Origin of the sequence: Spirosoma utsteinense, assembly GCF_014282275.1 — a bacterium.
Classification (GTDB): Bacteria; Bacteroidota; Bacteroidia; order Cytophagales; family Spirosomataceae; genus Spirosoma; species Spirosoma utsteinense.
This window is the reverse complement of record NZ_VFIA01000002.1, coordinates 1-13,573: the sequence shown is the minus strand read 5'-3', so window position 1 is coordinate 13,573 and position 13,573 is coordinate 1. Positions and strand designations below refer to the sequence as shown.

At 51.7% G+C, this 13,573-nt stretch carries 13 protein-coding genes; 2 read left to right on the top strand and 11 right to left on the bottom strand.

What is annotated here, in order from left to right:
• Nucleotides 1-39: 39 nt before the first annotated feature.
• The 10 genes from FH603_RS01405 to FH603_RS01360 all read right to left on the bottom strand — a co-directional run bounded on the left by FH603_RS01405 (nt 40) and on the right by FH603_RS01360 (nt 9,513).
• Nucleotides 40-897, bottom strand: coding sequence for a glycosyltransferase family 2 protein (locus FH603_RS01405; protein ID WP_186735306.1), 858 nt, complete (start codon nt 895-897; stop codon nt 40-42).
• On the bottom strand, nt 875-2,377 hold the full coding sequence (locus FH603_RS01400) for an O-antigen ligase family protein (RefSeq protein WP_186735304.1): 1,503 nt from the start codon (nt 2,375-2,377) through the stop codon (nt 875-877). Before FH603_RS01400 ends, FH603_RS01405 begins: the two co-directional genes overlap by 23 nt.
• Before the next feature lie 50 nt (nt 2,378-2,427).
• Nucleotides 2,428-3,651 carry a glycosyltransferase family 2 protein gene (locus FH603_RS01395; RefSeq protein WP_186735302.1) on the bottom strand — a complete coding sequence of 408 codons (1,224 nt, stop codon included), beginning with the start codon at nt 3,649-3,651 and terminating at the stop codon, nt 2,428-2,430.
• Between the two features lie 12 nt (nt 3,652-3,663).
• Complete coding sequence (locus tag FH603_RS01390; protein ID WP_186735300.1) at nt 3,664-4,602, bottom strand: glycosyltransferase family 2 protein; 939 nt, start codon at nt 4,600-4,602, stop codon at nt 3,664-3,666.
• Entirely contained in the window at nt 4,581-5,681 is a 1,101-nt protein-coding gene (locus FH603_RS28505) for a sugar transferase (RefSeq protein WP_342355206.1), read from the bottom strand. Before FH603_RS28505 ends, FH603_RS01390 begins: the two co-directional genes overlap by 22 nt.
• Nucleotides 5,682-5,901: 220 nt before the next feature.
• A complete protein-coding gene (locus tag FH603_RS01380) occupies nt 5,902-6,411 on the bottom strand; it encodes a response regulator transcription factor (protein ID WP_186735296.1) in 510 nt (169 codons plus the stop codon).
• A gap of 529 nt (nt 6,412-6,940) precedes the next feature.
• A complete protein-coding gene (gene sufB / locus FH603_RS01375) occupies nt 6,941-8,422 on the bottom strand; it encodes a Fe-S cluster assembly protein SufB (protein ID WP_186735294.1) in 1,482 nt (493 codons plus the stop codon).
• Between the two features lie 210 nt (nt 8,423-8,632).
• Entirely contained in the window at nt 8,633-9,031 is a 399-nt protein-coding gene (locus FH603_RS01370) for a DoxX family protein (protein ID WP_342355205.1), read from the bottom strand.
• Nucleotides 9,032-9,041: 10 nt separating this feature from the next.
• Nucleotides 9,042-9,326 (bottom strand): hypothetical protein, encoded by a 285-nt coding sequence (locus FH603_RS01365; protein WP_235985456.1) that lies wholly within the window; start codon nt 9,324-9,326, stop codon nt 9,042-9,044.
• Complete coding sequence (locus FH603_RS01360; RefSeq protein WP_186735292.1) at nt 9,289-9,513, bottom strand: hypothetical protein; 225 nt, start codon at nt 9,511-9,513, stop codon at nt 9,289-9,291. The genes FH603_RS01365 and FH603_RS01360 overlap by 38 nt, the downstream gene beginning before the upstream one ends.
• A gap of 88 nt (nt 9,514-9,601) precedes the next feature.
• Here FH603_RS01360 and FH603_RS01355 point away from each other — a divergent pair, with 88 nt between their 5' ends.
• Together FH603_RS01355 and FH603_RS01350 are read left to right on the top strand one after the other, a co-directional pair.
• Nucleotides 9,602-10,396, top strand: coding sequence for an alpha/beta fold hydrolase (locus tag FH603_RS01355; RefSeq protein ID WP_186735290.1), 795 nt, complete (start codon nt 9,602-9,604; stop codon nt 10,394-10,396).
• Between the two features lie 57 nt (nt 10,397-10,453).
• Complete coding sequence (locus tag FH603_RS01350) at nt 10,454-12,934, top strand: beta-propeller fold lactonase family protein (protein ID WP_317171273.1); 2,481 nt, start codon at nt 10,454-10,456, stop codon at nt 12,932-12,934.
• A gap of 5 nt (nt 12,935-12,939) precedes the next feature.
• Here the strand turns inward: FH603_RS01350 and FH603_RS01345 are convergent, their stop codons facing one another.
• Complete coding sequence (locus tag FH603_RS01345) at nt 12,940-13,443, bottom strand: hypothetical protein (RefSeq protein WP_186735288.1); 504 nt, start codon at nt 13,441-13,443, stop codon at nt 12,940-12,942.
• Nucleotides 13,444-13,573: the final 130 nt, after the last annotated feature.

Genomic DNA, 13,573 nt, shown 5'->3' with positions numbered 1-13,573 from the left:
TGGTGGTGCGCCGGGCCGTTGACAGCAAGCGGCCTTCGCTTAATTCTTCGATGTTTTAGTGTCGTGTGCGGGGTGTTCCGAGAGGTATGAGAACATACTTTTCACCTCGCCCGTAATGCGTTTCCGCAAAGCTTGTCCGGCCGTACCGTCCCTGAGCAGGCTCCGTGGGGCGGTCCAGACGCGCGCCGATCGTGCTGTCATCGTTCGGACTTTGCCGTATTTCATCATATCGAAACACAGGCGGCCATCGTCACCCCAGGTATTGTGCATGATGTACCCCGCAGCCATACCGGCTTCTTTTACGTAGCCCATACTAATACCGTATGCGTTGAGGTAGGGCCGTTTAAAATGGCGTACTACGGCAATCGCATCTTTCAGGGTCTCATGAATAAATAAGTGCCAGCGTGGAATAGTTGGCGTCGAAATAAAGGAATAGCGTCCGTATACGCATACCACCCCCGGCTGCTGGAGTGTAGCGAGCATTTTATTCAGCCAGTTTGTCGGGTACAGGCAATCGGCGTCGGCGAGCAGGATATACGTACCACGCGCCTGCTCCTGCCCAAGTTGGCGGGCTGGTCCGCAGCCCTGGATGGGTTGATACAGGCAGTTGATATGAAGCTTGTCCATTGTCACCTGCGTGCGGTCCTGCGAGTTGTTGTTGATCGCAATAATTTCGAAAGGCACCTCTGTTTCAAGGGCCGACAGGGTGCTGATGCAGCGAAGGATATTGATCTCTTCGTTGTAGGCAGCTACCAGAATCGACACCAGCGGGTTGGCACTGCGTTTCTGATCGAGTCGGGCGTTGATCTCGTCGAACACGGACTGAGGCACCTCTTCAACAGTACCGAATGAATAGGCATACGGCTCGATCCATTCAGGGTTTGAGAACAGATTCATGGTGGGATAGATAGCTAAGGGTTGGGTCAGTTGGCGGGGTACCACTCGCCGTAGTATCCCAACGCTCACAGGTCGTAAACAGAATGCAGGTGATGTAGAGCAGGGTACTGGTTGGAAACTGACTCAGTGTCGGGTTGGAGTAGCACATGAGCGCAATGCCAATAAACTCGGCCAGAAAGGTAATCATCGTTAGGCTAAGCCAGGGGTCTTTTATTTGCCAGACTTTATACACACCGTACCCAATAATAACGGCCAGCATAAGCAGATAAAGGGTTAGACCCACAATGCCGGTTTCGATCCATAGTTCGACATACCAGCTATCGGGCGGAATCTGCGCTGCGAAGTGGTCGGGTGAGAACCGTGCGCCGGTATCGGCCGACGTGCCGATTCCGGCACCGAAAGGAAGATTTTTGAGGTAGCCCCGCAGCTTTTGCTGGTTTTCGAGCCGAAGCAGGAACGAAGCATCTTCGGTTGGGTGGAGGGCCGTGCGTATGCGGTAAATCTGATAGACCGAGTCGCCCAGGTGGGTGAATAGCAGAATGGCGAGCAGAGGAGCTGCTACAGCGGCTCCCCACAGAATACGCTTTACATCCCGGGTCAGCACCAGGTAGGCTGGATAACCCGCCAGAAGAACAAAAAGGGCGCTCCGGGTGCCTGAGACCGCATATCCCCAGAAAAACACCAGCGCCAGCGCCAGGAAACCAAGCCGGACAACCAGTTTTTTGCTTTCCAAAAGACGAATCAGGCAAACCAGCGTTACGCCAGCCATCTCGGCCCCAAACTGCGACGCATCGGAGTAAAAAGAGAAGCTCCGCAGTTGACCCCACAATATGTGTGTCTTGGCGTTCCCCTCTTCATACAGCCAGCGAAGTTCGGCCTCCGCCAGGCCAATATATTGTTGCTTGAAAGCCCACAGTGCCGCTAAAAACGACCAGCCCAGCCAGAGTTTGATGAGCAGCCGGATATCGGATCTGGTAATAGGCGTTACCAGAACGATAATGGCCACGTAGAACCAGTTCAGTGAAAACGAGCGGGCGTGGTAAAACCAGGCAGGTCTGTAGGGAGCCTCCGGGTTGAAATACTCCAGAATCGTATAAAACAACCAGCCGGTAAGGAGGTAAAAAACCGGATGGCGAAGCCGTTTCCAGTTCATCTGTTTGCCGTTGAGCATGACGCTCAGCAACGTCAGCACCAGCACCCCATCGATTGATAATCCCAGCGGAGCGTCGCTCTGCACAAACCGGGTGAAGCCAAGGACGAAGCTCAGGTTGATATACACCAGCAGGCCTATCTTGGGCTCAAGCAGAATACTTACAATCAGTATCACTGCTACGGGGATGGCTATGATCAGAAGGCCACCCATAACGCCCCAGGTGCCCATGAGCCAGCCAGCTGCCAGAGCGACCAGTAATCCCAGCCCACCGTATAGCCAGCGGTTATCGCGTGGTGGATGGGTCACGAAAATCGTTCGGTCAAGCATGGTCGTCAGGGAGCGGATTATCTTTTTGTAAAAGCTGGGTCAGGCATTGATCAGGCAGCCCGTTTTGACTTCTCCCACATGCCGGAAACGTTGCCGTGGCAGAATCGGGCGAAGCCCAGCAAAACACACCAGTTCATGAACACGAAGTAGAAGGGTACAAAGGTAAGTTTCCAGCGGGTTTGCCGGTTTTCCAATGTGTATCCAATATAAGCCGTTAGGTAAAAAATAAATTGTAATAAGAGCATTAAAGGCCAAAAATTAGAATCTGAAGAAGATTTCCCCGTCATATAGGGCTCAGTTAGTAACATGATATTCAACGCTATAAGAACCGGTAAGCAAAACGGAGTAACGGCCCACCGCAGCACCCGGTGAGACACGTACTGAAAGGTAAGCCAGCCGTATTTGAATACGTTGAGCAGGTGGCTCAGCCGTTGTATCGCCTGAAAACCGCCCGTGGCAATGCGAACTTTACGCTTCATCTCTTCCCCCATCGAATGCGACGGTCGTTCAAGGGCGTAAGCATCCGGAGCATACTCGACCCGGTAGCCGCGTCCGGCAATGCGAAGCGAAATCATGAAGTCATCGAGAAGGGTATCCGGCTCCACGGGTTCGTAGAGGGAGGTGCGTATGGCAAACAATTCGCCGGCTGCCCCCACGATGGTGTGGAGCTTGGCATCGAGTCTTTTCAGAAACGACTCATACCGCCAGTAAAGTCCTTCACCGCTGCCTGCTGCCGCTTCGCTACCATGAACACGGATACGCTTTTCGCCCGTTACGGCTCCCACGCTGGCTACCTCGAAGCGCTCTACCAGCCGGCTAACCGCTTCGCGGTTGAGCTGGGTATTGGCGTCGGTGAAGATCGTGATGGGTGTGGCTACCTGACGCATGGCCTGATTCATGGCCGCTACCTTGCCTAGTCGCTGTGAGCCACTAATCAGACTCAGGTTAGGCATGCTGCGCATCATCTTCGTCAGGTATTCTTCCGACCCATCATCCGACCCTTCGGCCACGAACAGCAGGTGTAAATGGTCTAATGGATAATCCTGATCGATGCAGTTCTGGAGTTTACCCGGCAGGTAGGCCAATTCGTTGTAAGCCGGTACGATCAATGTTACATGAGGTAACTTGTCGACGGTATCTGTTATCGCTTTTTTTCTGTGGGACCGGAACCATACCAATACCCACGCTACCACCCCGTATCCTACATACGTGTAGAAAACAAGGAAGGCCAGCAGGAAAAACAGAATACGAACAAACAGGTAAAAAGCGGTCATTGAACTAGGTTGCTAAACAGGCGATGTACTGGGCGAAGTAAAGTTCCAGAGAACGCCCCTGGCAAAAGCGCTGGCATGCTGAAACTGACCGGTAGCCATGTAGCCGAACAGATGTTTGGGCAGTACACAGCCTCCAAAAAAGAGGTAGAAAACAGTGAGCTGAACCGACGAACAGTGCCGTCGCATGAACAGAATACGGTTTCTGGTGAGATAATAGGTCTTCAATGGATTATGCTGGCCAACGGAAACAGACTCTTTGTGCAGAATAGAAGCCGATGACTGGTAATAGATGAGAAAACCGGCATCCTTGATCCGTTGTGACCAGTCGAGTTCTTCGTAGTATAAAAAGAACCGATCGGCAAACCGGCCTACCGTTTCGACTACGGCCCGGCTTACCAGCATGGCGCAACCGTGCGCAAAATTGGTAAAGCCCGGTCGGTCATACAGCTGGCCATCTGGCTGGTTCAGCCCAATGGGGGTAGCTGTTCCCGTATACATATTCATTGGGTTATAGCCTGCATACTGAACAACGTTTGGCAAATCGAAGTACCGGATCTTGGGACAAACGACACCCACCCGATCGTTGGCATCAAACGGGAGCAGCAGCTCGTCGAGGAGCGTCGGAGTCAGTTCTGTATCATTGTTGACGATAAAAAAATAGTCCCCCCGTGCCTGGTCGATGCCTACATTATTGCCGCCGGTAAAGCCCAGATTACGTTCGGTCCGGACAATGCGAAGGTGAGCATACTGGCGCTGGTCAAGTACGGTATCGAGGGCGGGGACCGATGCGTTGTCGACCACAATCACCTCATAATTGGCATACTGCAACCCCCGGCACGAATCCAGGAACTGACGCGTCGTTTCGGCCTGGTTGTAGTTGATCGTTATAATCGACACCAGCGGACAGGCACGGGTGGAGCCATCAGCCGCTAGACGTTCTCCTTTTGCCATAAGCTGAAAAACGTTTTCCAGATGATGTACATATCCGTTTTAAACGAAAACGTGCTGGCATACTCGATATCGAGCAAAATCCGCTCCCGGTCCGACATCACTCCCTGCCCTTTGGCGCGTTTTTTGGTTTGCCAGATGCCCGTTAGGCCAGCCGGGCCAGCAAATCGCCGGGCTGATTCGTCGGTAGTCAACTTCTCGGCTTCGTATAAGGGTAGCGGCCTGTTGCCCACCAGCGACATATCGCCCGTAAGTACGTTCACCAACTGCGGCAATTCATCGATGCTGCTATTGCGCAGAAACGTGCCCAGTCGGGTAATACGTGGATCGTTGCGGAACTTCATGAACTTGGCCAACTCCTCATTTTCCTGTAGGTACAATTTCTCGCATATAGACTGGTTTTGGTCAAAAAGAGGTTGCTGGCATGAAACGCCCTGCTGCCGGCAAGCACTACACATATATTCGCTTCGGCTGTTTTCTGAATCGAACGAGTCGTTTGAATCAGCCTTGTTCGCATAAATGTTGTGTAGCGATAGTTTACTGATCAGCTGGTCGGCCTTAACCTTCATCGTTCGAAACTTATACATATTGAATATGTAAAAGTTGGCACCGGCCCGTTTCGATTTATACAGAACCGGGCCTTTTGAATCCAGCACGATCAATAAGGCCACCACCATTAAAAGCGGTGACAGTATGACCAGCAGGGTTAGAGAAACGCTGATGTCTATGAACCGTTTCCACCAGGGTAACCTGAACCGATGCATAGCCGGTACCTGATCTGCCTCCTGAACGGTCGAGACAGCCGCACTCAACTGAAGGTAATACGCTATCTTCGACTCAAGGCTGTAGTCACTCTCGTCGGTTATCAGCAAGTCAGTGGCTTTTGCCAGCGACGTGGTTTCTACCGATTGTATGGCTGACAAGCCACAGCAAATCAGTACCGGAACCGTTCGATGAGGTAGCATTTTTCCCGCCATCAGCATCAATCGTTGTCCATTTTTCTGATTGGCAATAATCAGGTCCGGTTTATACCCACCAGCGAGCCATTTTTCTGCTTCGTCGGCGCTACTGAGCCGAGTCACAGAACAGAGGGTGTATGCTACAGCTAAAATCCGATTAATTAGATGTTCATCTTCTTCGACTAGTAGCAAAGACTGTAACCGTTCTCTATGTTCAGAGTCTGGATTGATGAACCTTATTTTATCTTCTTTTGATACTTTAGCACGCATTCTGGTAATCAATTAGGTAAGTAGTTTTACATAATTACAAATAAAAGCCTTACTAATTGACATTAGATAAGATTTACATTCGTTGTAAGACAGTATAGCGTTTCAGGATCATAGATAGGATACGTGATTTTGGTTGCCAGAGTGGTTTACTTTCCAATTGTGGTCGTGCCGGAACAAAGGCATGCTGCGTTTCTTCAACCGGCGAGGGAGCCCGCCGTAGCAATGCGGTTAGTTTGGCTTTTACTTCGAGCGGATTAAATGGTTTGGCGATGTAACTGTCTACCCCCTGTTCGAGACAATTGATTCGGGTATCGCTGTCTGACGCATTCGACAGTACCACGATGGGTATGTGTTTCAACAGTCGGCTTGTTCGGATAAACCTGGTCAGCTCAAGGCCACTAAGCTGGGGGAGCTGTAGTTCGGTGAGCACACAATCAAATCGATTGCCCTGCATTAATAAACGGACTGCTTCCTGACCCGTGTTTGCCACGGTAACGTTGAAACTTGCTTTGAGCGATTGGACAAGAATCCCGGATACATAGGGGTTCCCGTCAACCAGCAGCAAGCTGTGTTTAGTAGTCATGGTGAAATCTTTAAGAATTAAAAAGATGGGTTAGATCTAGTTTTTAGACTATACAAGCCAGTTTCGGTTACCCATATTTTTTTAGAAATGAGGTTCATACGGCGTCTGCCAAGGGGTTTGCCCCCCAAAAAGTCCTAAAAGGACACCCGTGATGAAGTCATTTTTACTAAAAATTAGTCTACTTTTTGTGGCTATTTTTATGTGTATCCGGGTGCCTGCTCTTTTGTATGTTCCTGATTAATATACTAGTTCTACCACATAATATATCTTTGATAAAGAGCGAGATAGGTGACACTTAGCTCGTTAAAAAAAAATGTTGACACAATCCTTTTCGTCTATTTATTAATGAAGAATTAATCTGTTTGCAGATAGTTTAAGTATGCTTATATGTTGATTAATCTTAATCAAAACAAGGGCAACAGTCAGCAGGAGACGCCAAATGCAGATCAGTGTAAACCAAAAAAGCCCCGACATAACTGCCAGGGCTTCATGATGTATAGTCATTCAGGCAATGCGCCTGTCTGTTCGTTTATCCAACGCTTCCTTCCAGACTGATTGCCAGTAATTTCTGGGCTTCCACCGCAAATTCCATGGGCAGTTGGTTCAGTACTTCTTTAGCGTAGCCATTAATGATCAGCGCTACAGCCTGTTCTGTTGGAATACCCCGTTGGTTACAGTAGAACAACTGATCTTCACCAATTTTGGAGGTAGTGGCTTCGTGTTCAACGGTAGCCGTGGCGTTATCTACTTCCAGATAAGGGAAGGTATGAGCACCACATTTGTCGCCGAGCAATAAGGAATCGCACTGGGAGTAGTTTCTGGCATTTTCAGCGCGCTTCAATACTTTTACGAGGCCCCGATACGAGTTCTGGCTCTTTCCGGCTGATATACCTTTCGATACGATCCGGCTTTTCGTGTTTTTGCCAATGTGGACCATTTTGGTACCCGTATCGGCCTGTTGCATGTTGTTGGTCACCGCCACCGAATAAAACTCACCGATGGAATTATCACCTTTAAGAATTACAGAAGGGTATTTCCAGGTAATAGCGGAACCTGTTTCAACCTGCGTCCAGGATATTTTCGAATTGGCACCGTCACAGATACCGCGTTTCGTAACAAAGTTGTAGATACCCCCCTTGCCATCTTTATCGCCGGGATACCAGTTCTGTACCGTCGAATATTTGATTTCGGCATTGGCCATAGCAACCAGTTCCACGCAGGCCGCATGAAGCTGGTTCTCGTCACGCATGGGTGCTGTACAGCCTTCCAGGTAGCTAACATACGAACCTTCGTCCGCTACGATCAATGTCCGTTCGAATTGTCCGGTACCAGCCGCATTGATGCGGAAGTACGTGGATAGTTCCATAGGACACCGAACACCCTTTGGAATGTAACAGAACGAACCGTCGGTAAATACAGCTGCATTGAGGGCTGCAAAATAATTGTCTTTGGCCGGAATAACGGAGCCGAGGTACTTACGCACCAGCTCAGGGTGTTCATGAACAGCCTCCGACATAGAACAGAAGATGATTCCCCGTTCGGCCAGATCCTTCTTGAACGTGGTCGCTACCGATACCGAGTCCATAACGGCGTCGACAGCTACACGCGGACGGTCGCCGGGTTGCGGTTCTTCAACGACCCCCAATAACCGTTTCTGTTCATTGAGGGATATACCCAGCCGCTGAAACGTGTCGAGCAACTCAGGATCGATCTCGTCGAGCGAACCTACCGTTTTCTTCTGTTTAGGCGCCGAGTAGTAGATGATCGATTGATAATCTATTTTGGGATACTTGACATTGGGCCAGTGTGGTTCGGTCATTCCCTGCCACATTCGGAACGCCTTCAGCCGATCTTCGAGCAACCAGTCAGGTTCATTCTTTTTGGCGGAAATAAACCGAATCGTGTCTTCATCGAGACCCATAGGAGCCTCGTCGGCTTCAATGATCGTCTCAAATCCGTACTTATACTCTGAATTGGTGATACTTTCTAAAATTGCCTCGTCCTTGGTCATGGTCGGTTGGGCGCGTGGTTAATGAGCACCGTCGCAGTATAATTTTAACAATCGGCCGGATGGGTACGTTCCGGGTAGCTAGGACAAATATCGGAAACTTTCCGTTATGTAAGCCAACCGCTAACCGGGCAAACCCGCCAAATGGAGCAATTAGACGGCTAACCGTTCTACTGCTAATGAGCATAGAAAGCTGTTGAGGACAGTCTTCCCTTACCGTCTGCTTCGGCCTGATGACTCCAGCCCACGCAGGGCCAGATAAAAGGCAATGATATACACAAGCTGTGAACCTGCCGTTGCCCAGTCTTCTTTAAGGGTTGTCCCAAATAGTAATGCTCCAACCGTTAGCCCGCCTATGAAGTACCCCCACTTGCCCAGCGAACCACCCAGCAGAATAAGAACGCCACTGGCCAGCTCAACAAGAGGCAGACCGTACAGGAACGCCCGCGTCACTACATCGGGAAGGACAGTATCCGCGAAGCCAGCGGCCATTTTATCAACGAATGCACTTAATTTGGGTAACCGCACCAGACCATGCATAAGCATGTTGATACCTAACCCAATACGCATAACAAGCTGGGCCAGCTGATTAGCGGTAATGGAAGACATCATAAAGGGATGTTTAGTCATAATCAACAGCTACATCGCCGTTCTCGACATCTTCCTCCATCAGCCTATCATCGTTGATGCCGTTACTTTCCGTATCCGATTCATCGACTTCTTCTTTTTCCGGTTCAGGTCCCTGATTGGTGACCGGATTCATATAATCGAGTTGCGAAATACCATCGTTCGCTTCTTCGCCTTGAACCAGCTTTGTCAATACGCCCTGGTTTTCGTCTTCGGCGGGGTTATAGTCTGTGTTGTTGCCGCTATTCATGCGTTGTTGGGTAAGGTGTTGTTGGTTCATCTTCTTCGGCTTCGGCTTTGTGGCTGTCGCTATCTTCGTCATCAGCGGCAGACCCGCCGTCGATGGGTGTATCCTGGTTGCTGAAAATAGCCGGATCCATTCGTCCCATACGGGAACCGATCACATCCGCGTTGTCGATGGGCAGTTCATCGTCAACCGGGTTGGTTTGCGTTTGTTGCGTTGTCATAAGCGTTGTGAATCAGTTATAGTCTACTAACCGGTAGAACCCGTAAAGGTTAAACTTATGGAGGAAGTCCAACCGGTTGCTATATCTTATGAGAGCCCTGCTTTTTATTCTGAGTTTCTATCCATTATGGGTAACCTGTGCGCAAACAACCCGCGAACCGCTGTTTACGTCGTTCGATGGTACCCGAATTCACTACGACGTGCTGGGCGAAGGTAAGCCGGTCGTGCTGCTCCACGGATTTATCACCAATGGGGAAAGTTGGAAGCGGGCACCCGTTCGGCAGGCGCTGGCCGACGCGGGTTTCAAAGTCGTAACGCTCGATTTGCGGGGCAATGGCCGTTCCGACAAGCCCCATAACGCCGAAGCCTATAGCGATAACGCTGAACTAAAGGACGTCATGGCGCTCATGAACCACCTTGGCCTGACAACATACGACGTAGTGGGGTACTCGCGCGGGGCCATACTAACGGCAAAATTGATGACGATGGATAAGCAGGTACACCGGGCGGTGATGGGCGGCATGAGTGCCGATTTCACAGATCCTAACTGGTTCCGGCGCAAAAACTTCCACGAAGCCCTGACCAAACCGGGCAGCCATCCTGAGTTGCAGGCCGCCGTCGATAACGCCAAAAAAAGTGGAGCCGACACCGTGGCGCTGGCCCGTATGCAGGAATTTCAGCCAACCACCAGCCGCGCCGAACTGGGTAAGATCCGGATACCTCTGCTGGTCGTTAACGGCGACAAGGACCTCGACAATGGCGATCCTAAAGAACTGGCCGATGCCGTGCCCGGTGCTCGCCTGGTCCTGGTGCCCGGAACACATGGCGGGGCCATGGCTACCCCTGAGTTTGCCAAAGCCGTTGTCGATTTCCTGAAGAAGTGATGATAGCAAACCCTTAACAACTGGGTAACAGTGCGCCTGTCAAAGCCGATTACCTTTGTGAAAAAAGCTGTTTATATGCGTTTCCTGTTTGCTCCCCTGATCCTGCTTCTCGTGCCCGCGCTTGTTCTGGCGCAGTCACCTAAAAAGTCCACAGCTGCTCGTACGGGCGTAGCCGTGGGGCAACGGCTAACCTTACCGAACGGATGGAGCCTGACGCCCCTGGGCCAGTCGGTACCGCTGGGCGATCTGCCACTCAACATGGCGGTATCCGCCAATGGTAAACGGCTGGCCGTGACGAACAACGGTCAAAGCACGCAAACGATCCAGCTGATTGATATAACCGCGGCTGCCGGTGCCAAATCAGCGGCTCAGGCCGGAGCCGCGTTACTGAGCGAAACAGTTATTGCCAAATCGTGGGTGGGGCTGCGTTTCACACCCGATGGGAAACGGTTGCTGGCATCCGGCGGGAACGATAACCAGGTTATAATCTATGACGTATCGGGCGACAAACTGCAAAAGACGGATTCGGTCGTGCTGGGAAAGCCCTGGCCAAACCGCCTGTCGGTAGCGGGGGTCGAAACCGACAAGGCTGGCGCTACACTCTACGCCGTTACTAAGGACGACAGCTCCCTGTATGTGTGCGATCTGGCAACAAAGCAGGTTAAGAACCGCATAAAACTGCCTGCCGAAGCCTACACCTGCCTTCGTTCGCCGGTTTCGGATGAGTTGTTCATCTCGATCTGGGGTGGCGAGAAGATTGTCATTTACGACCCTAGACAGCAAAAAATAACGGGCGAAATCCAGACTGGTAGCCACCCCAACGACATGGCGTTTACCCGGAATGGTACCGTACTGTTTGTGGCCAACGCCAACGATAACTCCGTGTCGGTGATTGACGTGAAAACCCGCCGGGTAGTCGAAACGCTCAACACGGCGCTGTTCCCCGACGCGCTGGCGGGCAGTACGCCCAATGGTCTTGCGCTAACTCCCGATGGAAAAACGCTGCTCGTAGCCAACGCCGACAACAACTGCCTGGCCGTTTTTGACGTAGAAAAAACGGGAAAAAGCCGCTCCCTGGGTTTCATTCCCACGGGCTGGTATCCAACCTCGGTGAAGGTGGTAGGTAAAACCGTGCTGGTAGCAAACGGAAAAGGATTTGCCTCCCGGGCGAATCCGAACGGGCCTAATCCATTCAAGCGTCGGGAGTCCAATACCGAATACATTGCCGGTTTGTTCAAGGGAGCGTTGTCCGTGTTTTCGCTGCCGAAGCCAGCCGATATTACGGCGTTGTCGAAGCTGGTGTACCAGAACACGCCCTATACCAAGGAGAAAGAAAAAATTGCCATAGGGCAGGCGGGCGCATCACCCATCCCAACCAAAGTAGGGGAGAAGTCGGCCGCTATCAAGTACGTATTTTATATCATCAAAGAAAATCGCACCTACGACCAGGTGTTTGGCGATATGCCCGGTGGCAACGGCGATACGTCGCTGTGTCTGTTTCCCGAAAAAGTTACCCCCAACCAGCACGCACTGGCCCGTGAGTTTGTGCTGCTCGACAATTTTTATGTCGACGCCGAAGTAAGCGCTGACGGTCACAACTGGAGTACGGCTGCCTACGCTACAGATTTTGTCGAGAAAACCTGGCCCACGAGTTACGGCGGCCGGGGCGGCACCTACGATTACGAAGGCAGTCGGCCGGTGGCGTACCCCAAAAAAGGATTCATCTGGGACTACTGCCAGCGGGCAGGCCTGCGCTACCGCAGCTACGGCGAGTTCGAAGCCTATTCCAAACGGAAAGGGTCGGCACTCGACGGTCGGTTTGCGTCAAATTACCCCGATTACGATCTGAAGGTCAAAGATATTGACCGGGTGGAGATCTGGAAGAAAGACATCGACTCGCTTATCGCGCTGAACGCCGTACCGCATTTCAGCAGCATCCGGCTGGGTAACAACCATACCAGTGGCGCGCGCATTGGGGCACCTACGCCCACGGCACACGTAGCCGATAACGATCTGGCCGTTGGCCGGTTTGTCGAGTACCTGTCGAAAAGCCCGATCTGGAAAGAGTCGGCCGTGTTCGTCCTGGAAGACGACGCCCAGAACGGAGCCGACCATGTCGATGCGCACCGTTCGCCCGCGCTCGTGATCAGTCCCTACACGAAGCGGAACCACGCGGAGCATACGATGTACTCGACATCGGGTATGCTCCGGACGATGGAGTTGATACTGGGACTGCCGCCCATGAGCCAGTACGACGCGGCTGCCACGCCCATGTTCGCCTGTTTCACCAACACGCCCACACTGACGCCGTATACGCACATCCCGGCCAACATTGACCTCGACGCGAAGAACACGGCCATGACCGAGCCCGCCCGCCAGTCGGAAAAGATCGACCTGCGTTACGCCGACAAGATCGACGACCGGCTGTTCAACGAAATCATCTGGAAGGCCATCAAAGGAGAACATTCCGTCATGCCTGCGCCCAGGCGGGGTGCCTTTCTTGTCGTTACCGCCGATGATGACGATGATGATGAATAACAGACTTAATAGCGGTCGGCGGGTACAGAACCGGCAATGACGCCATCGTTGATGAGTTGATTCACGATTTGCCGGGGCGGTATTTCAGCACTGCCATTGGTTTCGATGATTGCCTTCCAGAAAGGCTTACCGGTGGCTATACTGCTCATTTCGGCGTATACCTCGTTAAAGGTCGCAATGCTCTTGCCGCCACCGCTGGTGTAGTTCCGGCTAAATCCCAGGGTTAGTATCACCTCGCTTTTACAGCTTTCCTGCTGCCGCTGAATCAGTTCGTCCGGGGTTTCGAAAGCAATTGGGCTATCGGCCACCGAGCAGACCTGGTAGCTGGTTGGGAATGCCGTCTGGAACTTAGCCAGGTAGCCGGGACGCTGCATGGGTAGTCTGGAGACAATCAGGATCCGCTGGAAATCCGGTTTGGCATCTGGCTTTACATTGGACTGGATCGTGACGGCTACGCAACCCGTTAGCAGGCTTGCACTCATCAGAAAAAGATAACGTAACGCATGCATGGTAAGGGTAGGTTTAGGGCTAGTGCTCTTCCAAATTAATAGTTGAAGTAAAATAGAGTAGCTTTGTAGTATGGGCCAAATCGCTACTCCATTCGTCTTGTCAGAAGCCGATCAGACAACACTTGATCAA